Source organism: Brevibacterium metallidurans, from assembly GCF_037101285.1.
Lineage (GTDB): Bacteria > Actinomycetota > Actinomycetes > Actinomycetales > Brevibacteriaceae > Brevibacterium > Brevibacterium metallidurans.
The window spans coordinates 193,792-211,553 of sequence record NZ_BAAAAF010000003.1 but is presented as its reverse complement, the minus strand read 5'-3'; the positions used below and the strand labels follow the sequence as shown (position 1 = coordinate 211,553).

Below are 17,762 nucleotides of genomic sequence, written 5' to 3'. Positions count from 1 at the left end.
TATCGCCCGTGTATCGATTTCCGCATACGCCCCCGCAACCCGGGCCCGCGTTGACTGAGGGCATGATGACACGACCCGCTCCCGCCCATCCGTCCGCCGACAGCGCCCACAGGAATCCGGGCCACCCCGGTTCCGTCCGCGCCGGTCAGAGTCCCGTCCGCGGCGGTCGGAATCCCGTCAGCGGCGCCCGGCGGACTGCTGCCCTCCTTGCCCTCGCGGCCGCACTCGTCAGTGCCGCCGGCTGCAGTCCCAGCCCCATGCAGACAGAGGACCGCGCCGAGGCGACCGTGAGTGTCACGGAATCCGGCCTCGACCTCGACAACGGTGCACTGCCCGCCGATGCGCGCATCGACGACGGCGACCTGCCCGGCGTCGCGAAGCTCGATGCGAACCTGCGGAAGGCTGTGGAGGCCGCGGCCGCCGATGCCCGCGAGGACGGGGTCGACTTCACCGTCAACAGCGGCTGGCGCTCCGCGGCGTATCAGAAGGGACTGCTCGATGATGCGGTCGCCACGTACGGTTCGCGGACGGAAGCCGCACGCTGGGTGGCCTCCCCGGAGTCATCCCCGCATGTGCGCGGCAAGGCCGTCGACATCGGTCCCGTCGACGCCTCGAGCTGGCTCTCCCAGCACGGCGCCGACTACGGGCTGTGCCAGATCTACGGCAACGAGATGTGGCACTACGAGCTGCGGCCCGAGGCCGCTGAGTCCGGCTGCCCGGCGCAGTACTCCGACCCCACCGAGGACCCGCGCATGCGCGGATGATCACCCGCAGTCGTGGGCCCCACCCGCAGCGGGCCTCACCCGCAGTCGGGGGCCTTGTCGCTGCCCTCATACTCGACGGGCAGCGTTCCGGTGGCGGTGAGATCGCCCTTGAGCCATTTCGCGACAGCTTCGAGGGCGTACGGGTTGGAGTCGTAGGCGGTGACCGCGGTCTGCGCGGGACTCGAGCGCATCGTCCACGGGGCGGCGGTGCCGACGGCCACCTCGGCGGAGGTGCCGGGACTCAGGCTCACGGTGGTTCCGGAGCCGACGCGCAGACCGGCCTTCTCCGCGGCCTTCGCCAGCGCGGCCTTCTCCTTCTCACTGCCGCCGACGATCGAGATCGCCTGCGTGCCGGGGTACGCGCATTCGCCTTTGAGCACGGTCACGGACTTCTCGGCGACCTCGGTGAGCACCGGGGCCGGGTCGGCTGACTCCCCCGCCGCCCCGTCCTGCTTCTGCTTCGCCGCGGTCGCCAGCTGCATCGCGACGACGCGCTTCGCCTTCTCCACGAGGTCGTCCTTCTTCAAAGTCCCGTCGCCGAGCGCTGCGACGACGGCCTGCTGCGCGGCCGCGGCATCCGGGGGCATGAGCGCGAGATCGGCCCCGGCGGCGAGCGCGGCGACGGTTTCCGAGCCCTTCGCACTCTGTGTCACTGCCTTCATGTTCAGTGCATCGGTGACGATGACGCCGTCGAAGTCGAGTTTGTCCCGCAGCGCCGAATACGCCTTCTCATTGAGGCTCGCGGGGGTCGTCTTCGCGTCCGGCAGCCCGATGTGGCCCATCATCACCATGGGCACTCCGGCCTTGACCGCGGACTTGAACGGCACGAGGTCGCTGTCTTCGAGTTCGTCGATCGACTTCGTCGACACGGGCAGCGCCTCGTGGGAGTCGACGGTGAGGCGGCCGTGGCCGGGGAAGTGCTTCGCGGAGCTCGCCACGCCCCCGGCTTGGTAGCCGTCGACGGCCTGGGCGACCACCTCGGCGACGGCCTGCGGATCGCCGCCAGCGGACCGGACGTTGATGGCGACGTCCTTCGGCCCGATCGTCACGTCCGAGTCCGGGGCGAAGTCGATCGTGAAGCCGAGGTCGGCGAGGTTCTGCGCCTGCACCGTCGTCGCCTGCGTCCGCAGGTTCGGATCATCCGTGGCCGCGAGCGCCATGAGCGGCGGGAACGGGAGAGCCGCGGTGCTCAGCCGGGAGACTGGCCCGCCCTCCTGGTCGATGCCGATCGACACGGGCTGGCCCTTCGTCCGCGCCCCGGCAACAGCCTTCGTCAGCGCCGTGACCTCCTTCGGAGTGGGGGTCTCGGTGAGGTTGTCGGCCATGACGATGACCCCGCCGAGGCTGCTCTTGTTCACCATGTCCACCGCGGTCTGCGCCTCGGTGCCGGCCCACGTGCCGATGATGAGGGAGCCGGCGAGTTCGTCCTCGGTGAAGTCGCCGACGATCGTCGCGGCCTCCTCGGCGTAGTCGGCCGGGGTGATCGGGGTGGGACTCGGTGCCGCGTCCGAGGATGTCGGACCTGCCTGCGTCTGCGAATCCGATTCCGCGCCCCCGGCGCCGGAGCAGCCGGTGAGGAGGAGGGCGAGTGCCGTGGTCAGTGCCGCGATGCGGGTGCGAGTTGGCATGGTCCCATGCTAGCCGCCGTCGCCTCGGCGATCGTCTCCGGCGCTGGAGCGCCCCCGGATCCGCGGGCGGGAGTCCGCCAGCGAAGACGTCGCACGGAGTCGGTGGCGGGCACCACTAGAATCGGTCCATGGTCGATTTCGCTCACTCCCCCCGTTCCACCCTCGGTGTCGAATGGGAACTCGCTCTCCTCGACGGGGAGAGCCTTGATCTCACCCCCGCCGCGGAGACCCTGCTCGCCGATGTCGCCGAGCGGGCGCCGGAGTTCGAGAAGCGGATCGTCGGCGAGATGCTCACGAACACGATCGAACTCGTCACCGGGGTCCAGACCACGGTCTCCGACATCGCCGAGGACCTGGCGACCTCGATGGGGGCGCTGCGCACACTCACCGAGGCGCGCGGCATCGAGCTGATGTCGGCGGGCACCCACCCGTTCGCGCAGTGGCAGATGCAGGAGGTCCGGGCGAAGGACCGGTACCTCGAACTCGTCGACCGCACCCAGTGGTGGGGGCGGAACATGCTCATCTTCGGCGTCCACGTCCACGTCGGCATCGACTCCCGGGACAAGGTGCTGCCGATCATCAACGCCCTGCTCTCCTACGTCCCGCATCTGCAGGCGCTCAGCGCCTCCTCGCCGTTCTGGGGCGGCACCGACACCGGCTACGCCTCGAATCGGGCGATGATGTTCCAGCAGCTGCCGACCGCGGGCCTGCCGTTCCAGTTCGATTCGTGGCCGGCGTATGAGAAGTACGTCTCGGACATGCTCACGACCGGCATCATCGACCATCTCAACGAGATCCGCTGGGACATCCGGCCGGCCCCGAACTGGGGCACCGTCGAGGTCCGGGTGTGCGACGGCCTGCCGACGCTCGAGGAGATCACGGCGATCACGGCGTTCATCCAGTGCCTCGTCGATGACTTCTCCGCCCGTCTCGATGCCGGGGAGACCCTGCCGACGATGCCCGACTGGTTCCACGACGAGAACAAGTGGAGGGCCGCCCGCTACGGGATGGAGGCGATCATCATCGAGAACGCCGAGGCAGATGAGCGGCTGGTCACCGAGTGCATCGCCGATGAGCTCGCCCGTCTCGCCCCCGTGGCCGAGCGCCTCGGGTGCGCGCGCGAACTCGCCTCGATCACCGGCCTCATGGAGCGCGGGGTGCCCTACCAGCGTCTCGAGGACGTCTTCCACACGACTGGGTCGCTCACCGAGGTGACCCGCTCCCTCATCCGGGACCTGCGCACCTCGTACGAGTAGTCGCGCCGAGGCGGCCGTTCGGCGCGTCCGAAAGTGCGACCTGATCGCCTTAGAGGTGCGGGGCGAGCAGTGCCTCGAGTTCGGGCAGGCTCGCAGCGACTCCCGGGTGGAGGTCGAGGTCGCGCAGCTGATCCAGCGGCACCCAGCGCAGTTCGATGCTCTCGGGGTCGCTGATCACCGGGTCGAGCCGGTGCCGGGCCGCAGCGATGACCGTCGTGTACGACCATGTGCCGAGGTCGAGGACGTGGCAGTCGAGGATGTCGACGTCCTCACCGTCCGGGTCGGGCACCCCGGCCTCTTCGAAGGACTCCCTGATCGCCGCGTCGATCGCGGCCTCCCCCATGTCGCGGGCCCCTCCCGGGAAGCCCCAGGTACCGCCGGCCACGGACCACAGCGCCCGGTGCTGCATGAGAACCCCGCGCTCGGGGTCGATGAGCATGAGCCCGGCCGCCCCGTTGAGCCCCCAGTGCTTCTCCCCGTCGGATCCGACGGTCCAGCCGTCCCCGGAGCGCCGAGGCGGCAGAGATTCCGGCAGGTGCGTCGACTCCGCCGGTGAGACGGGCTCGGCCGAGGGCGTCTCCTTCTCAGACGAGGACATGGTCGACATCCAGGGATGAGACGGCGGCGAGTCCGAGGTCGCTCGGGGCGGCGCCGCGGGACACGAGTTCGGCGCCGAGGGCTGCGACCATGGCGCCGTTGTCCGTGCACAGGGCAAGCGGCGGCACCCGCAGGGTCACCCCCGCCTCGGCGCAGCGGGTGGCGAGCACGTCCCGCAGGTGCGCGTTCGCGGCCACCCCGCCGCCGAGGACGACGTGGTCGATGCCGGTGTCGGCGGTCGCGAGCAGGGTCTTCGTGACGAGGACGTCGACGACGGCGTCTTCGAAGCCGGCGGCGATGTCGGCGACCCGCAGGTCGGTGCCGAGGGTCTCGGCCTTCGTCACCTCGCGCAGGGCCGCGGTCTTGAGCCCGGAGAAGGAGAAGCTGTACCGGCGGTCGGGATCGCGCAGGTCGCTCTTCTTCGCCAGCCCGCGGGGGAAGCGCACCGCCCGCCGGTCCCCGGGGATCCCTGTGCCGTCGAGGAGGCCGAGGGCGGCCTTCGAGACATTCGGTCCACCCGGGTAGCTCAGACCCAGCAGCCTCGCGGTCTTGTCGAAGGCCTCCCCCGCGGCGTCGTCGATCGTCGCACCGAGGAGTTCGATGTCGTCGACGATGTCGCCGATGCGCAGGATCTCCGTGTGGCCCCCGGAGACGAGGAGGGCGATCGTCGGCGTGGTCAGACCGTCGACGTCGTCGGCGACGAGGTCGACGGCGACGTGCGCGGCCAGATGATTGACCCCGTAGAGGGGCAGGTCGAGGGCGGCGGCGAGCCCCTTCGCCGCGCCGACGCCGACCATGAGCGCCCCGGAGAGCCCGGGGCCTGCGGTGACGGCGATCGCGTCGAGCTCGGACAGCTCCACTCCGGCTTCGTCGCAGGCCGCGACGATGGCCGGCCCGATCGCCTGGACATGGGCCCGGGAGGCGACCTCGGGCACGACTCCCCCGAAGCGCACGTGTTCGTCCATCGACGAGGACACGGTGTTCGTCAGCAGCTGCCGGCCGCGGACGATCCCCACCCCCGTCTCATCGCACGAGGATTCGATGCCGAGGACGAGCGGTCCGCTCATCGCGGACCCCCGCCGAGGCGGTCGGCATCGCCGCGGTCATCGTCGCCGAGGTCATCATCGCCGAGGGCGTCCTCCTCGGCGTCGTCGATCTCGAGGTCGAGGGCGGAGTAGACGGCGTCGAGGTCGGTCTCCTCGGCCTCGGGGACGTCGACGCCGAGGGTGCGGGCGAGCATCCGCAGGTGCGTGTCCCACATCGGTCCGAAGTCCGCGGCGTTCTGCCGGGCGCGGACCTCGTCGGGCGCGGACTGGGTGAAGACGATGACGGTGCCTTCCGGGTTCTGACCGGTCGCGGCAAGGGCCGCGATCTCCGTGGCCGCATCCGCCGGGAGGTCGGGGACGACGTCGACGGGCAGGAGCTGGACACCGAGGACCCCGAAGTCGGGGAACTCGACGAGCACATGCTCTTCGGCCTCGCAGCTGAGGATCTCCCCGGTCATGACCGATTCCCCGCCGAGGTCGACGCTCACGGTCTCCTCGGCAACGGTGAAGGGAGCGAACCAGGCACCTGCCGCGCTGCCGTCGATGAGGACCTCCCACACCTCGGCGGGGGTGCGGGTCACGGGCATCTCGATAACGAGGTCGGTGCCGTTCTCCCAGGTCACCAGGCGGGGCGCGGGGACGGTCATGCTTCGGTCCAGGAGTCGCCCAGGGCACGGACCTCGTCGTCGGTGAGCGTGAGCTCGGTGCCGGCGAGGAGTTCGGTGAGCTGGTCGGGCACCCGCGCCGAGGCGATCGTGGCGGGGATGAAGTCGTGGCTGAGCTGCCAGGCGATCGCGGTCGCCGTCATCGAGGCGTCGTGGCTGCTCGCGATGTCGTGGAGGACTTCGAGGGCACGCAGGGCCTGCTGGTCATCGAGCATCTCGCTCACCCGGTCGGCGCGGACGCTGCCGGTCGCGTCCCCGCCGGTGTGCTTGCCGGTGAGGAAGCCCGAGGCCAGGGAGTGGTAGGGCAGTTCGGCGATGCCGCGGGAGCGCAGGTACTCCTGTTTCTCGGCGTCGACGGCGCCGCGGGAGACGAGGTTGAACTTGTCCTGGACGACCCGGTAGTGGGCCAGGGAGTACTTCTCGCTGACCTTCATCGCCGACTTCAGCCGGCCCAGGCTGAAGTTCGAGGCGCCGAGGTAGCTGACCTTGCCGGAGCGCACGAGGGCGTCGAAGGTCTCGGCCACGGCGACCTGGTCGACCTTCTCGTCGTCGGCGTGGGCGTAGTAGAGGTCGATGCGGTCGGTGCCGAGGCGGCGCAGGGAGGCGTCGAGCGCCTCGCGGATGTTCACCGGGTCGAGACCCTTGTGCTTCGGATGCATGCCGACCTTCGTCGCGATGACCATCTCGTCGCGGTTGCCGCGGGAGGCCATCCATTCGCCGATGATCGTCTCCGACTCCCCGCCCGTGTTGCCTTCGACCCACACCGAGTAGGCGTCGGCGGTGTCGATGAAGTTCCCACCCGCCTCGGCGTAGGCGTCGAGGACGGCGAAGCTCTCGTCGCGGTCGGCACCCCACCCGAACGGGTTGCCGCCGAGTTGGAGGGGATGGACCATGAGATTCGTGTCAGCCAGTTGCACTCGTGTCATGCCTCCAGCCTACTCGGGGCGATAGAATCGGTGCACCGGGCCACAGGGAGGAGCCGTCATGACCGAGAAGTTCTCTGCGCGCCTGAGACAGGGCACTGCGACCATCCACGACGATGTCGAGCACACCGATTTCATGGTCGATCTCATGGAGGGCAGGCTCGACGCCGAGGCGTACGCGACGCTGCTCACCCAGTACGAGGTCATCTACGCAGCCCTCGAGGAACGCGCGCGGGCCTTCGCCGACGATCCGGTCTTCGCGGCGTTCCATGACCCCCGGCTCGACCGCCATGCGCGCATCGTCGCCGATCTCGCAGCCCTGAAATCCAGTGGAGTCGCGGTCGGGTCCGGACCTGGGTCGGCGGTCGATTCCGGGGTTGTTCCCGCAGCCCGGGACTATGCGCTGAGGCTGTCGGCGATCGCAACGCCCGAGGCGATGATCGCCCACCACTACACGCGCTACCTCGGCGATCTCTCCGGGGGTCAGGCGATCGGCACGCTCATGGCCCGCCACTACGGCATCGGCGCTGGGGCCCTGACGATGTGGGACTTCTCCGAGCTCGGGAAGACGAAGCCGTTCAAGGACGACTACCGCGGCCGCCTCGATGAGATCGCCGCGACCGGTGGGGATGAGCAGGCGGTCCTCGATGAGGCGATCGCGGCCTTCGAGGTCAATGGGGCGCTGCTCAGCGAGCTCACCCGGGAACGCGCTGCCTAGCGGGCGCTGCGGCGCATGAGGACGGCGTCGGCACCCGGGTAGTAGTCGGGTCGCCTCCCCCATTCCTCGAACCCCAGCGACCGGTAGAGTCCGAGCGCGGCACCATTGCCTTCGTCGACCTCGAGGTGGATGGTCGACGCACCCTGGTCGATCGCCCAGTCGATCCCTTCGCCGAGGAGGGCGCGCCCGATTCCGCGGCCGCGAGCCGCCTCGGTGGTGGCGATCGTCATGACATCGGCCTCCGTGCCGACGGCGGACATGACGATCCAGCCCGCGAGAGATCCGGATGTGCCCGGATCCTTGGGTGCTGGTGGGTCGGCTTCGTCGGCCTCGTCGACGAGTCGCGCGAGAATCATCGCCGTCCCCGGCTGCGCGGCCACGGCCCAGTAGTACTGGACGCTCCACGCGGTGGGCCCGAAGATCCGGGCGTCGGCGTCGGCCACCTCGCCGAGCTCCCACCACGGCAGCTCCCCGATGCGCACGCCCCCTGTCATCGCCCGCGTCCTACTTGAGCAGGCTCTGCCGGACAGGGGTCGCCGCGGCGTCGGGCTCGCGCAGGTACTCCGGCACCGGTTCGCTGAGCTCGGCACCGGCGGCGAGGGCTCGGGCGGCGGCGAAGGCGAGGAACTCGGCACGCGGATCGACAAGGTCGGGTCGGGTCGGCTCACCGAGGATGTCGGGGTAGAGGGCGAAGCCGCGACCGAACCTCTCCCCCACCTCGGCGGGATTGATGTCGTGGGTGGTGAGCTCCGTGTCGAGGTCGGCCGGTTTGGCCACGAGGGGGCCTGTGAGCATCGTCTCGGCACCGGAGTCCCAGACGCTGGCGTAGACCTCTTTGCGTCGGGCGTCCCCGGCGATGAGGACGAGGCCGGCCCCGACGGCGACGTCAGTGTCGCGCGAACGGCGGTACTCCTCGGCGATCGCGGCCTGCGAGGCCAGCCCTCGCACGGGGATGTCACGGGCGAGCCCGACGGCGATGCCCGCGGCGATGCCGACGCGCAGCCCCGTGAACGGACCGGGCCCGGTGCCGGTGACGACGAGCTCGGGGGCTTCGGGGCGCGCGAGCACGCGGGCGAGAGCGGGGCCGATGAATTCGACGTGGTGGCGCTGGTCGGCGGCCTGCTCGGCCGCGAGGATCTCGCCGGTGCCGCTGTCGATGAGCGCGACCGAGGCCGCCTGCGAGGTGTCGATTCCGAGAATGATCATCCGTCCTCCTCCGGTGGCTCAGGCGCCGCGAGGTCTGCCGGCCCGGACTCCGCTGCCCCAGACTCCTCAGCCCCGGGCAGCCGTTCGGCGAGTGCGGCGGTGAGCGCGCCGAGGCGTTCGGCCCACCTCTCGCCGTGGCCGGTGAGGTCGACGAGGCGCTCCTCGTCGACGAGGTACTCGTCGTCGGCCGGATCCTCATCGTCGAAGTCCTCGACGTCGGCGCCCCCGCTGTGGGTGATCGTCAGCGACAGGTAGTCCTGGCTGAGCTGCTCGGCGAGTCCTTCGCCCCATTCGACGACGGTGATCGACTCCTCGAGTTCGGAGTCGAGGTCGAGGTCGGAGAGCTCCTCGGCGGCCCCGAGCCGGTACGCGTCGACATGGACGAGGGCGGGCCCGCCGTGCAGGGAGGGGTGTTCGCGGGCGATGACGAACGTCGGGGAGGCGATCCGCCCACCCACACCGAGGCCGGCCCCCAGGGACTGCGTGAACGTCGTCTTCCCCGCCCCGAGGTTGCCGGCGAGGATGAGGAGGTCACCGGCGCGGAGGAACCCGGCGATCACCTCGGCGAGGGTGCGCATCTCCGTCAGGGAGCGGATGCGGAGCCTCATGCCGCCCCCGCCGTCGGCTGTTCTGTCTCCGGCACGGACCCGGTCCCCTGGCCGGTGCCGGTGGCCTCGGCATTCACCGCGATCCGGTCGACGCGGGCGCTGATGCGGGTGACGATCTCGTAGTTGATCGTCTCCGCCCAGTCGGCCCAGTCGGTCGCGCTGGGACCGGCGGGGCCGAAGAGGACGACCTCGTCGCCGATCGCGACCTCGGCGTCGCCGACGTCGACGATGAACTGGTCCATCGCGATCCGCCCGACGATCGGGAACCGCTGTCCGCGGATGCTCACCTCGGCGCGGTTCGAGGCCGACCGGGGCAGTCCGTCGCCGTAGCCGCCTGGCACGAGCGCGAACCGGGTGTCCGCCTCGGCGGTGTAGGTCAGCCCGTAGGAGGCACCGTGACCTGCGGGGATGCCCTTGAGGTTGACGACTTCGGAGACCAGGCGCATGACGGGGACGAGCCCGAGGTCGGCGGGCTGAGAATCCGTGAGCGGAGAGAGTCCGTAGAGGGCGAGTCCGACCCGCGCGGAGGTGCCCGGGACCGGTCGCAGGGTGAGCGCGGCCGGGGAGTTCGCGATGTGGACGTCGAGGTCGTCGGCCTCGCCGAGGCGGCCCCCTGCTGAGTCGAGGAGCGCGGTGAGCTCCCGGCGGGCGGTCTCGAAGACCTCCTGCTGCTGCGCGGTCTCGGGGCGTTCGGGTTCGTCGGCGACGGCGAAGTGGCTCATGATGCCGGCGACGATGACGCGCGGGCGCTCCTCGCCTGCGCACTCCTTGAGCGTGGCCAGGACCGTCGCGACGTCGTCGGGGGCGAGCCCGTTGCGGCCCAGGCCGCTGTCGATCTTGAGATGGATGCGGGCGGGCACGCCGGTGCGCGCGGCGGCGACGAGGATCCGGTCGAGGGCGCCCGCCGTGGAGACGCCGAGTTCGATGCCGGCGGTCAGCGGCGCGTCGAGGTCGGTCTGGGGTCCGTAGAGCCAGGCCATGATCGTCGCGTCCTCACCGAGGAGGCTGCGCAGGCTCATCGCCTCGTCGAGGGTGGCCACGCAGAACTCGCGGTGCCCGGCGGCGTGGAGGATGGGGGCGACGAGGTCGACGCCGTGGCCGTACGCGTTGGCCTTGACGACGCATTTGAGTCGCGCCGGGCCGATGTCGGCGGCCAGGGCTGCGGCGTTGGCGCGCAGCGCGGCGGCGTCGATCTCAGCTCTGACGAGCGAGCCGGCAGGCGGAGTGTCGCTGGAAGTCACTGGACAAGGATACCGTCCGACGGGTCCTCGCCGTGGATGAGGTCGAGCGTCACCTGCCCCACCGCGGTGACGAGCTGTTCGGCGTTGACCGCGCGCTCACCGGCGGCGTTGTGGAGGAGCACCCCAAGGCCGGCGGCGTGCGCTGCCTCCCGGTCCGACAGCGGCCCGTCGTCGCCGGCGGTGCGTCGGGCCGCGTGTGCGGCGGCGAGCAGGGTCCCGATGATCCCGGCCAGCACGTCGCCGGAGCCGGCGGTCGCGAGGCTCGCAGGGCCGCGTGCGGGCAGGACGACGAAGCCGTCGGAGCAGGCGATGACGGTCCGTGAGCCTTTGAGGAGGACGATGTGGCCGGTGTCGGCTGCCGCCCTCCGAGCCCAGAGAAGAGGGTCGGCGGTGACCCGGCCTGCGGTGATGATCTCGCCGAGGAGGCGGCTCAGCAGCCGGGAGAGCTCACCGGCGTGCGGGGTGAGGACGACGGGTCGTCCGCGCAGTCGGTGCGCACCTCCGGACAGGGGTGCCGCCTCGGCGTGGCCGACCATCTCGAGGGCCCCGGCGTCGAGGAGGACGGGCACGGTGTCGCCGATCGCGGTCAGTGCGGTCTCGACGAGTCCGGTCTCGGGGTCGCCGGAGCCGAGGACGAGGGCGTCGAGGCGTCCGGGGGTGAGCACCACCTCGGCGTGGCGGTCGAGGATGCGGTCGCCGACATCGCGGTCACCGAGGAAGCGGACCATGCCGGGGGCTGCGTTGACGGCGGCGCCGGCGGTGAGGACGCCTGCGCCCGGGAAGTCGCGGGAGCCGGCGACGATGCCGAGGACGCCGCGGGAGTACTTGTGGGACTCGGGGCGCGGGCGGGGGAACTCCGCGCGCAGGTCGCTGGGGTCGAGGAGTTCGGCGACTGCGGCGTCCGCGTCGAGGGGCAGGCCGAGGTCGACGAGGTGGATGTCGCCGGTGAAGTCTGCGGTGCGGGGGTCGACGAGTTCGGCTTTGAGGCCGCCGAAGGTGAGCGTGGCGTCGGCGTGGATGCGTGCGTGAGCGGGTTCCGCGGGGTCGGGGTCGAGGTCGGAGGGCAGGTCGACGGCGATGACGGTGCCGCCGGATTCGCGCTCCCGCCAGTCGCGGATGAGGTGGGCGATGTGCGGGGGCAGGCCGCGCCGGCCGCCGGTGCCGAGGACGCCGTCGAGGACGAGGTCGGCGCGGTCGAGATCGGTCAGGGCCGCAGCCCAGGCGGTCGAGGCGGCGACTGTAGTGCTGGGGCTGCCGGCTGTGGTGCTGGGGCTGTCGTCGGCGGAGACGTCGATGCGGTCGGCGCCGGCGGCGAGTGCGGCGGCGAGCCCGGCGTCGTGCGTGGTGCCGCAGAGTACGATGACGCCGACCCGGGCGCCCCGGCGAGCAAGGGCGGCAGCGGCGAAGAGCGCATCACCGGCGTTGTTGCCGGGACCTGCGAGCACGCACACGCGGGCACCGGCGACCTGGCCGCGATCGACGCGGAGCCGGTCGGCGCAGAAGCGGGCGAGGGCGGCCGCGGCATGCGCCATGAGCGGAACACCGGCCTCAAGCAGGGGCACCTCGGCGTCGCGCACGGTGCGACTCGGATACGCGTAGGTCGGCACGGGTGCCTCCTCTCTGACTGGACGGGTCGACGTCGTTCTCGTCGGGTCGGCGCTGCGACCTCACTCCCGGGCGAGCTGGTGGAGCCTGCGACCGGCGAGGTGGGCGAGGAAGAGGGCATGGTCGGGCAGTCCCGCGTCGCTGTGTCGGGCGCGCGGAGAGTGGTTGGCCTCGCGCTCCTCGACGGGCAGGGTGGGCAGGGCCACGCCGAAGTGGCCGTACGCCCCGGGCACCTCGGCGAGGACACGGGAGAAGTCCTCTGACCCCGGCAGCGGGTCACGGCGGACCACGGTGCGCTCGTCGCCGAAGAGGTCGGCGAAGGTCTCGAGGAAGAAGTCCGCCTCGGCGTCGTCGTTGATCGTCGGGGGCAGGATCCGCTCATAGTCGACCTCGGCCTCGAGACCGTGGGCGGCGACGAGCCCGCTGACGAGCTGTGGCAGCTCCGCCTCGGCGCGGGTCGTCGCGGTCTCGGAGAACGTGCGGACGCCGACGACGAGGGTCGCGAGGTCGGGGATGACGTTGGGGGCGGTGCCCGCGGTGAACTGGCCGACGGTGACGACGATGGGGTCGAAGATGTCGAAGCGGCGGGTGACGTACTCCTGGAGCTGGCCGACGAGCATCGCCCCGACCTGGATGGGGTCTCTGCCGGTGGCCGGCCGGGAGGCGTGCGTGCCCTTGCCGTGGACGGTGATCGTCATCTTCGCGAACGCCGCCATGTACGAACCGCGCCGCGACGACCCGACGCCGAGGTCCTGATCAGCGGACACGTGAACGCCGTAGGCGGCCTTGACCCGAGGCCCCGCGGCATCGAGGACGCCCTCGTCGAGCATCTTCCCGGCCCCGTCGTAGCCCTCCTCACCGGGCTGGAACATGAAGACGACGTCCCCGGGGAGCTCTGCCCGCCGGTCGTGGAGGAGGCGCAGGGCCCCGACGAGGCCCGCGGTGTGGAGGTCGTGGCCGCACGCGTGCATGTTCCCGTTCGTCGCGGCGAAGTCGAAGCCGGTCGCCTCGGTCACGGGCAGGGCGTCCATGTCCCCGCGCAGCAGCACGGCGGGGACCACGCCGGTGGAGTCCTCCCGGCGACTGCCGCCGCGGAGGACGACGACGAGGGACGACAGCGCCGTGCCCTCGGTGATCTCGACGTCGAGACCCGCGATCGCGTCCTTGACAAGCTGCTGGGTCGCCGGCAGCTCGAGGCCCACCTCGGGGTTGGCGTGGAGGACACGGCGCAGGGCGGCGAGGTCGCCGGCAACCGCGGCCGCCTCGGCGGAAGTGGGCAGGGAGGCGCGAACCTCGGCGGAGGAAGGCAGGGACGATGGGGCCGCGTCAGGAGTGCTCATGAGCTGAGTCTATGCCTCCGCGCCAGACACGGTTTCCGGACGTCGCCGATCGCGTTCCCCGGACGCTCAGTGACGATTCTGCGCCGCGATTTCGACACCGAGCGTCCAGGATTCGCGCGGAGTGCGGGCGCGTGGACGGCAGACTTCTCGCGGGGCGCAGGGCGCGCGTGTGCGGCAACGCGTCGGCGCGAGCAGCTGCGGCGGCTCAGTCCCAGTCGATGCCGGGGCTGAGCGAGGGGCCATCACCCTCGGCGATGACGAACGTCACCGTGACGTCCGCATCGTGGGTGATCGAGAGGTGGATGTTCGTGCCGCCGATGGCCCGGAAGTGCTCGAGCACAAGCCCGCGCAGACGGAACGACGGGGCGCCGGAGCGGGCGGGGACCACCTCGGCGGACTGCCAGGGCAGCCATCCGGGGAAGCCGATCGCCTTCTTCAGGGCCTCCTTGGCGGAGAACCGGGCCGCCAGGGACGCGTCCGTGCGACGCTTGCCGTTGCGTTTGAGCTGTTCAGCCGGGGTGAGCAGGCGGTCGAGGAGTTCGGGCACACGCTCGATGTGCTCGGCGAAGCGCGGAACGTCGGCGATGTCGGTGCCGATTCCCAGAATGGCCATGCTGCGCCTCCTCTGACGCTGTGTGGAACCATGATGCTCTGCGGTCCTCGGCGACCCGCCGCCGCGACTGACGGACCCGCCGGACCGGTGCCCCCGATGCCGCGCACCGGGAGCACCGGAGGGATCACTCGACGGTGACGGACTTCGCGAGGTTGCGCGGCTGGTCGACGTCGAGTCCCTTGGCCGTCGCGAGCTCCATCGCGAAGATCTGCAGGGGAACGGTCGTGAGCAGCGGGGCCATGAGCGTCGTCGTCTCGGGGACGTAGATGACCTCGGAGGCGAACTCGCGCACATCCTCGTCACCCTCCTCGGCGATGACGACCGTGTTCGCCCCACGGGCGCGCACTTCCTGGATGTTCGAGATCACCTTCGCGTGCAGCGAATCGCGGCCGCGCTTCGAGGGCACGACGATGATGACGAGCTGACCGTCGTCGATGAGCGCGATCGGCCCGTGCTTGAGCTCGCCCGCGGCGAAGCCCTCGGCATGGATGTAGGCGAGCTCCTTGAGCTTGAGTGCGCCCTCCATCGCCACCGGGTAGCCGACGTGACGGCCGAGGAAGAGCACCGAACCGACGTCCTCGTTGCGACGGGCGAGCTCGAGCACCTGATCCTTGCCCTCGTCGAGGATGCGCTGGATCTTCTCCGGGATCGTCTGCAGCTCCTTGAGGATGAGCGCGATCTCGTCGCGGAACTTGTTCCCGCGCAGCTGTGCGAGGTAGAGGCCGAGCAGGTAGCAGGCGACGACCTGCGAGAGGAACGCCTTCGTCGAGGCGACGGCGATCTCCGGTCCGGCGTGCGTGTAGAGCACGGCATCGGATTCGCGCGGGATCGTCGAGCCGAAGGTGTTGCAGATCGCGATGACCTTCGCGCCCTGCTGGCGGGCGTGGCGCACGGCCATGATCGTGTCCATCGTCTCCCCCGACTGGGAGATCGCGACGATGAGGGTCTTCTCGTTGACCACCGGGTCGCGGTAGCGGAACTCGTGGGCGAGTTCGACCTCGACGGGGATCCGGCACCAGTGCTCGATCGCGTACTTCGCGACCTGACCGGCGTAGGCGGCGGTGCCGCACGCGACGACGACGATCTTGTCGATGGACTTGAGCACGTTCTCGTCGATGTGCATCTCATCGAGGCTGAGCTTGCCCTCGGTGTCGAAGCGGCCCAGCAGGGTGTCGCCGACGGCCTGCGGCTGATCGTGGATCTCCTTGTCCATGAACGAGGAGAATCCGCCCTTCTCCGCCGAGGCGGTGTCCCAGTCGACCTCGAACTGCTCACCGGGCACGACCTTGCCGGCGAGGTCGGTGATGACGACCGAGTCGGGGGTGATGGTGACGACTTCGTCCTGGCCGATCTCGACGGCCGTGCGCGTGTAGTCGATGAATGCGGCGACGTCGGAGCCGAGGAAGTTCTCCCCCTCGCCGAGGCCGATGACCAGCGGCGAGTTGCGCCGTGCGGCGACGACGGTGCCGGGCAGGTCCGCGTGGACGGCCAGCAGCGTGAAGGCGCCTTCGAGCTGGGCGGCGGTCTCGCGCATCGCAGCCGTGAGGTCCCCGGTGGCGCGGTAGTTCTTCGCCAGCTGCGCGGCTGCGACCTCGGTGTCGGTCTCCGAGGTGAACTCGAAGCCCTCGGCGACGAGCGGGGCCTTGAGCTGCGCGAAGTTCTCGATGATGCCGTTGTGGATGAGCGCGAGGCGCCCGCCGTCGGCGAGGTGGGGGTGGGCGTTGACGTCGGTCGGACCGCCGTGGGTCGCCCAGCGGGTGTGACCGATGCCCGTCTGCGCGAGCGGCAGCGCGTTCGCCTCGAGGTCGTCGGTCAGGTTGGAGAGCTTGCCTGCCTTCTTCGCGGTGGCGAGTTCGCCGTCCGGGGTGACGAGGGCGACTCCAGCGGAGTCATATCCTCGGTATTCGAGCCGTTTGAGACCGGCGAGCACAACGTCGAGCGCAGTATGGTCGACATCGGCGACCGGCGCACTGGAGACATAACCTACGATTCCACACATGAGAGGAATTTTACTGGGCCGAGTCAAGCCCGGTTGGAGGCGGGTACCCAGGTTCGATCCCGCCGTGACGGACCCCACTGACCGGGTGTGAGCGCGGGCACCTGCTCGGGCACCGCAGGCATGTGAGCGCGGGCACCTGAGCGGGCACCTGCGCGAGCACCTGACTGCGGGATGACGGACCGATGACGCATGACACAATTGTCCCCATGCCTCATGTCGACCCACAGCTTGACCGTGCGCGCCGCCTCGCCGGACTCAACACTGCCCGGAGACTCGACGACCAGCCGAGTTCGCCGTTCTGGGAGTTCGACCGGGACGTGTGGGGCACGCTCGCGCAGTCGACGCCGCTGCCGCTGACGCAGCGGGACATCGAACGGCTGCGCGGCCTCGGCGATCGCATCGACTTGGACGAGGTGGCCCAGGTCTACCTGCCGCTCTCCCGCCTGCTCAACCTCTACGTCTCCGCCCGGCAGGCGAAGCACCAGATGACGCGCGAGTTCTTCTCTCCCCTCCACGATCAGGGGCTCGAGCCGCAGGACGCCAAGCGCACACCGTTCGTCATCGGCGTCGCCGGCTCCGTGGCCGTGGGCAAGTCGACGACGGCGCGTGTGCTGCGTGAGCTGCTCGCCCGCTGGCCCGACACCCCGCGCGTCGAACTCATCACCACCGACGGGTTCCTCTACCCCAATGCCGAGCTCGAGCGCCGTCACCTCGGCGGCCGCAAGGGCTTCCCCGAGTCCTACGACCGTCGCCGGCTGCTGCGCTTCCTCTCCGCCGTGAAGTCCGGCGCGCCCGAGGTCAGGGCCCCCGTGTACTCCCATCACACGTACGACATCGTCCCCGGCGCCGAGGTGGTCGTCCGCTCCCCCGACGTCCTCATCGTCGAAGGGCTCAACGTCCTCCAGCCGGCCCGGCCCCGCTCGGACGGCACGGTCGGGCTGTCGACGAGCGACTACTTCGACTTCTCCGTCTACGTCGACGCCCGGTCCCGGGACATCCGCGAGTGGTACGTCTCGCGGTTTCTCAAACTCAAGCACGGTGCGTTCCAGGACCCCGACTCGTACTTCCACCGGTACTCGAAGCTCAGCGACGACGAGGCGGTCACCCTGGCCACGGAGATCTGGGACTCGATCAACTTCCCCAACCTGAGGGAGAACGTCCTGCCCAGCCGTGGGCGCGCCGACCTCGTCCTCCACAAGTCCGCCGACCATACGATCCGCAAGATCCAGCTGCGCAAGCTCTGAGGGCACGCGCGCCGCGGAACACGCGCGCGCCGCGGAGGAGGGCTGGGCTGGCCGCCTGGAGCCGGCCGGTCACGGCCGCTCGAGCCGGCCGGGCTGGGTCTTCGGTGACGCTGGGGCTGAACAGCCGCCTCGGCGAGGGAGGACGACAGGTTCGCGGGAAGCGAACTGCACGGGGAAATATAACGCGCGCGAGCGCAGTTGCACAGGGTGCACGATTCGAACGCCCCACCGTTCGGATGCCCGAGGAGGCGATGCGTTTTCGCCCGGGTCGCAGCGTTGCGGCGCGCCGGGCGAGACGAGGAGATGAGG

At 70.5% G+C, this 17,762-nt stretch carries 17 protein-coding genes; 4 read left to right on the top strand and 13 right to left on the bottom strand.

Annotation, left to right across the window (positions count from 1 at the left end; genetic code table 11):
- Positions 1-62: 62 nt before the first annotated feature.
- Entirely contained in the window at positions 63-764 is a 702-nt protein-coding gene (locus AACX88_RS05785; RefSeq protein ID WP_339392151.1) for a M15 family metallopeptidase, read from the top strand.
- Between the two features lie 35 nt (positions 765-799).
- On the opposite strand, the gene AACX88_RS05780 is transcribed toward AACX88_RS05785, so the two are convergent.
- Positions 800-2,392 (bottom strand): glycoside hydrolase family 3 N-terminal domain-containing protein, encoded by a 1,593-nt coding sequence (locus tag AACX88_RS05780; protein WP_339392150.1) that lies wholly within the window; start codon positions 2,390-2,392, stop codon positions 800-802.
- Positions 2,393-2,520: 128 nt separating this feature from the next.
- Here AACX88_RS05780 and AACX88_RS05775 point away from each other — a divergent pair, with 128 nt between their 5' ends.
- Positions 2,521-3,648 (top strand): glutamate--cysteine ligase, encoded by a 1,128-nt coding sequence (locus tag AACX88_RS05775; RefSeq protein WP_339392149.1) that lies wholly within the window; start codon positions 2,521-2,523, stop codon positions 3,646-3,648.
- Positions 3,649-3,697: 49 nt separating this feature from the next.
- On the opposite strand, the gene AACX88_RS05770 is transcribed toward AACX88_RS05775, so the two are convergent.
- Genes AACX88_RS05770 through AACX88_RS05755 form a run of 4 tightly spaced genes read right to left on the bottom strand, consistent with a single transcriptional unit; the run spans position 3,698 to position 6,882 of the window.
- Positions 3,698-4,246 (bottom strand): NUDIX domain-containing protein, encoded by a 549-nt coding sequence (locus tag AACX88_RS05770; protein ID WP_422614411.1) that lies wholly within the window; start codon positions 4,244-4,246, stop codon positions 3,698-3,700.
- The gene (gene tsaD, locus AACX88_RS05765; RefSeq protein ID WP_339392147.1) at positions 4,233-5,312 is read right to left on the bottom strand and encodes a tRNA (adenosine(37)-N6)-threonylcarbamoyltransferase complex transferase subunit TsaD; all 1,080 of its coding nucleotides are present in this window, start codon (positions 5,310-5,312) and stop codon (positions 4,233-4,235) included. The genes AACX88_RS05770 and tsaD overlap by 14 nt, the downstream gene beginning before the upstream one ends.
- Complete coding sequence (locus AACX88_RS05760) at positions 5,309-5,938, bottom strand: SRPBCC family protein (protein ID WP_339392146.1); 630 nt, start codon at positions 5,936-5,938, stop codon at positions 5,309-5,311. Before AACX88_RS05760 ends, tsaD begins: the two co-directional genes overlap by 4 nt.
- Positions 5,935-6,882 (bottom strand): aldo/keto reductase, encoded by a 948-nt coding sequence (locus AACX88_RS05755; protein ID WP_339392145.1) that lies wholly within the window; start codon positions 6,880-6,882, stop codon positions 5,935-5,937. Before AACX88_RS05755 ends, AACX88_RS05760 begins: the two co-directional genes overlap by 4 nt.
- 58 nt (positions 6,883-6,940) lie before the next feature.
- Here AACX88_RS05755 and AACX88_RS05750 point away from each other — a divergent pair, with 58 nt between their 5' ends.
- Positions 6,941-7,597 (top strand): biliverdin-producing heme oxygenase, encoded by a 657-nt coding sequence (locus tag AACX88_RS05750; protein WP_339392144.1) that lies wholly within the window; start codon positions 6,941-6,943, stop codon positions 7,595-7,597.
- On the opposite strand, the gene AACX88_RS05745 is transcribed toward AACX88_RS05750, so the two are convergent.
- The 8 genes from AACX88_RS05745 to glmS all read right to left on the bottom strand — a co-directional run bounded on the left by AACX88_RS05745 (position 7,594) and on the right by glmS (position 16,209).
- A complete protein-coding gene (locus AACX88_RS05745; protein WP_339392143.1) occupies positions 7,594-8,091 on the bottom strand; it encodes a GNAT family N-acetyltransferase in 498 nt (165 codons plus the stop codon). The genes AACX88_RS05750 and AACX88_RS05745 overlap by 4 nt on opposite strands.
- A gap of 10 nt (positions 8,092-8,101) precedes the next feature.
- Positions 8,102-8,803: a tRNA (adenosine(37)-N6)-threonylcarbamoyltransferase complex dimerization subunit type 1 TsaB gene (tsaB, locus tag AACX88_RS05740; protein ID WP_339392142.1), complete on the bottom strand. Its 702-nt coding sequence runs from the start codon at positions 8,801-8,803 to the stop codon at positions 8,102-8,104.
- A complete protein-coding gene (gene tsaE, locus AACX88_RS05735; RefSeq protein ID WP_339392141.1) occupies positions 8,800-9,411 on the bottom strand; it encodes a tRNA (adenosine(37)-N6)-threonylcarbamoyltransferase complex ATPase subunit type 1 TsaE in 612 nt (203 codons plus the stop codon). Before tsaE ends, tsaB begins: the two co-directional genes overlap by 4 nt.
- Positions 9,408-10,652 (bottom strand): alanine racemase, encoded by a 1,245-nt coding sequence (gene alr / locus AACX88_RS05730; RefSeq protein WP_339392140.1) that lies wholly within the window; start codon positions 10,650-10,652, stop codon positions 9,408-9,410. The genes tsaE and alr overlap by 4 nt, the downstream gene beginning before the upstream one ends.
- Complete coding sequence (locus AACX88_RS05725; RefSeq protein WP_339392139.1) at positions 10,649-12,259, bottom strand: bifunctional ADP-dependent NAD(P)H-hydrate dehydratase/NAD(P)H-hydrate epimerase; 1,611 nt, start codon at positions 12,257-12,259, stop codon at positions 10,649-10,651. The genes alr and AACX88_RS05725 overlap by 4 nt, the downstream gene beginning before the upstream one ends.
- 60 nt (positions 12,260-12,319) lie before the next feature.
- Positions 12,320-13,597, bottom strand: a complete 1,278-nt coding sequence (locus AACX88_RS05720; protein WP_339392138.1) for a M20 metallopeptidase family protein — start codon at positions 13,595-13,597, stop codon at positions 12,320-12,322.
- Positions 13,598-13,802: 205 nt separating this feature from the next.
- Entirely contained in the window at positions 13,803-14,210 is a 408-nt protein-coding gene (locus tag AACX88_RS05715) for a holo-ACP synthase (protein WP_339392137.1), read from the bottom strand.
- Between the two features lie 124 nt (positions 14,211-14,334).
- Positions 14,335-16,209, bottom strand: coding sequence for a glutamine--fructose-6-phosphate transaminase (isomerizing) (gene glmS, locus AACX88_RS05710; protein WP_339392135.1), 1,875 nt, complete (start codon positions 16,207-16,209; stop codon positions 14,335-14,337).
- A gap of 206 nt (positions 16,210-16,415) precedes the next feature.
- Between glmS and coaA the strand changes: the two genes are divergently transcribed.
- Entirely contained in the window at positions 16,416-17,453 is a 1,038-nt protein-coding gene (coaA, locus tag AACX88_RS05705; RefSeq protein ID WP_339392134.1) for a type I pantothenate kinase, read from the top strand.
- Positions 17,454-17,762 lie beyond the last annotated feature (309 nt).

Excerpts from the sequence above, each read along its gene's own strand:
- AACX88_RS05755 (WP_339392145.1), bottom strand. The coding sequence starts at position 6,882 with ATGACACGAGTGCAACTGGCTGACACGAATCTCATGGTCCATCCCCTC.
- tsaB (WP_339392142.1), bottom strand. The coding sequence starts at position 8,803 with ATGATCATTCTCGGAATCGACACCTCGCAGGCGGCCTCGGTCGCGCTC.
- AACX88_RS05745 (WP_339392143.1), bottom strand. The coding sequence starts at position 8,091 with ATGACAGGGGGCGTGCGCATCGGGGAGCTGCCGTGGTGGGAGCTCGGC.
- tsaD (WP_339392147.1), bottom strand. The coding sequence starts at position 5,312 with ATGAGCGGACCGCTCGTCCTCGGCATCGAATCCTCGTGCGATGAGACG.
- AACX88_RS05785 (WP_339392151.1), top strand. The coding sequence starts at position 63 with ATGATGACACGACCCGCTCCCGCCCATCCGTCCGCCGACAGCGCCCAC.
- AACX88_RS05770 (WP_422614411.1), bottom strand. The coding sequence starts at position 4,246 with ATGTCCTCGTCTGAGAAGGAGACGCCCTCGGCCGAGCCCGTCTCACCG.
- AACX88_RS05750 (WP_339392144.1), top strand. The coding sequence starts at position 6,941 with ATGACCGAGAAGTTCTCTGCGCGCCTGAGACAGGGCACTGCGACCATC.
- coaA (WP_339392134.1), top strand. The coding sequence starts at position 16,416 with ATGCCTCATGTCGACCCACAGCTTGACCGTGCGCGCCGCCTCGCCGGA.
- AACX88_RS05760 (WP_339392146.1), bottom strand. The coding sequence starts at position 5,938 with ATGACCGTCCCCGCGCCCCGCCTGGTGACCTGGGAGAACGGCACCGAC.
- glmS (WP_339392135.1), bottom strand. The coding sequence starts at position 16,209 with ATGTGTGGAATCGTAGGTTATGTCTCCAGTGCGCCGGTCGCCGATGTC.
- AACX88_RS05720 (WP_339392138.1), bottom strand. The coding sequence starts at position 13,597 with ATGAGCACTCCTGACGCGGCCCCATCGTCCCTGCCTTCCTCCGCCGAG.
- AACX88_RS05715 (WP_339392137.1), bottom strand. The coding sequence starts at position 14,210 with ATGGCCATTCTGGGAATCGGCACCGACATCGCCGACGTTCCGCGCTTC.
- tsaE (WP_339392141.1), bottom strand. The coding sequence starts at position 9,411 with ATGAGGCTCCGCATCCGCTCCCTGACGGAGATGCGCACCCTCGCCGAG.
- AACX88_RS05780 (WP_339392150.1), bottom strand. The coding sequence starts at position 2,392 with ATGCCAACTCGCACCCGCATCGCGGCACTGACCACGGCACTCGCCCTC.
- AACX88_RS05775 (WP_339392149.1), top strand. The coding sequence starts at position 2,521 with ATGGTCGATTTCGCTCACTCCCCCCGTTCCACCCTCGGTGTCGAATGG.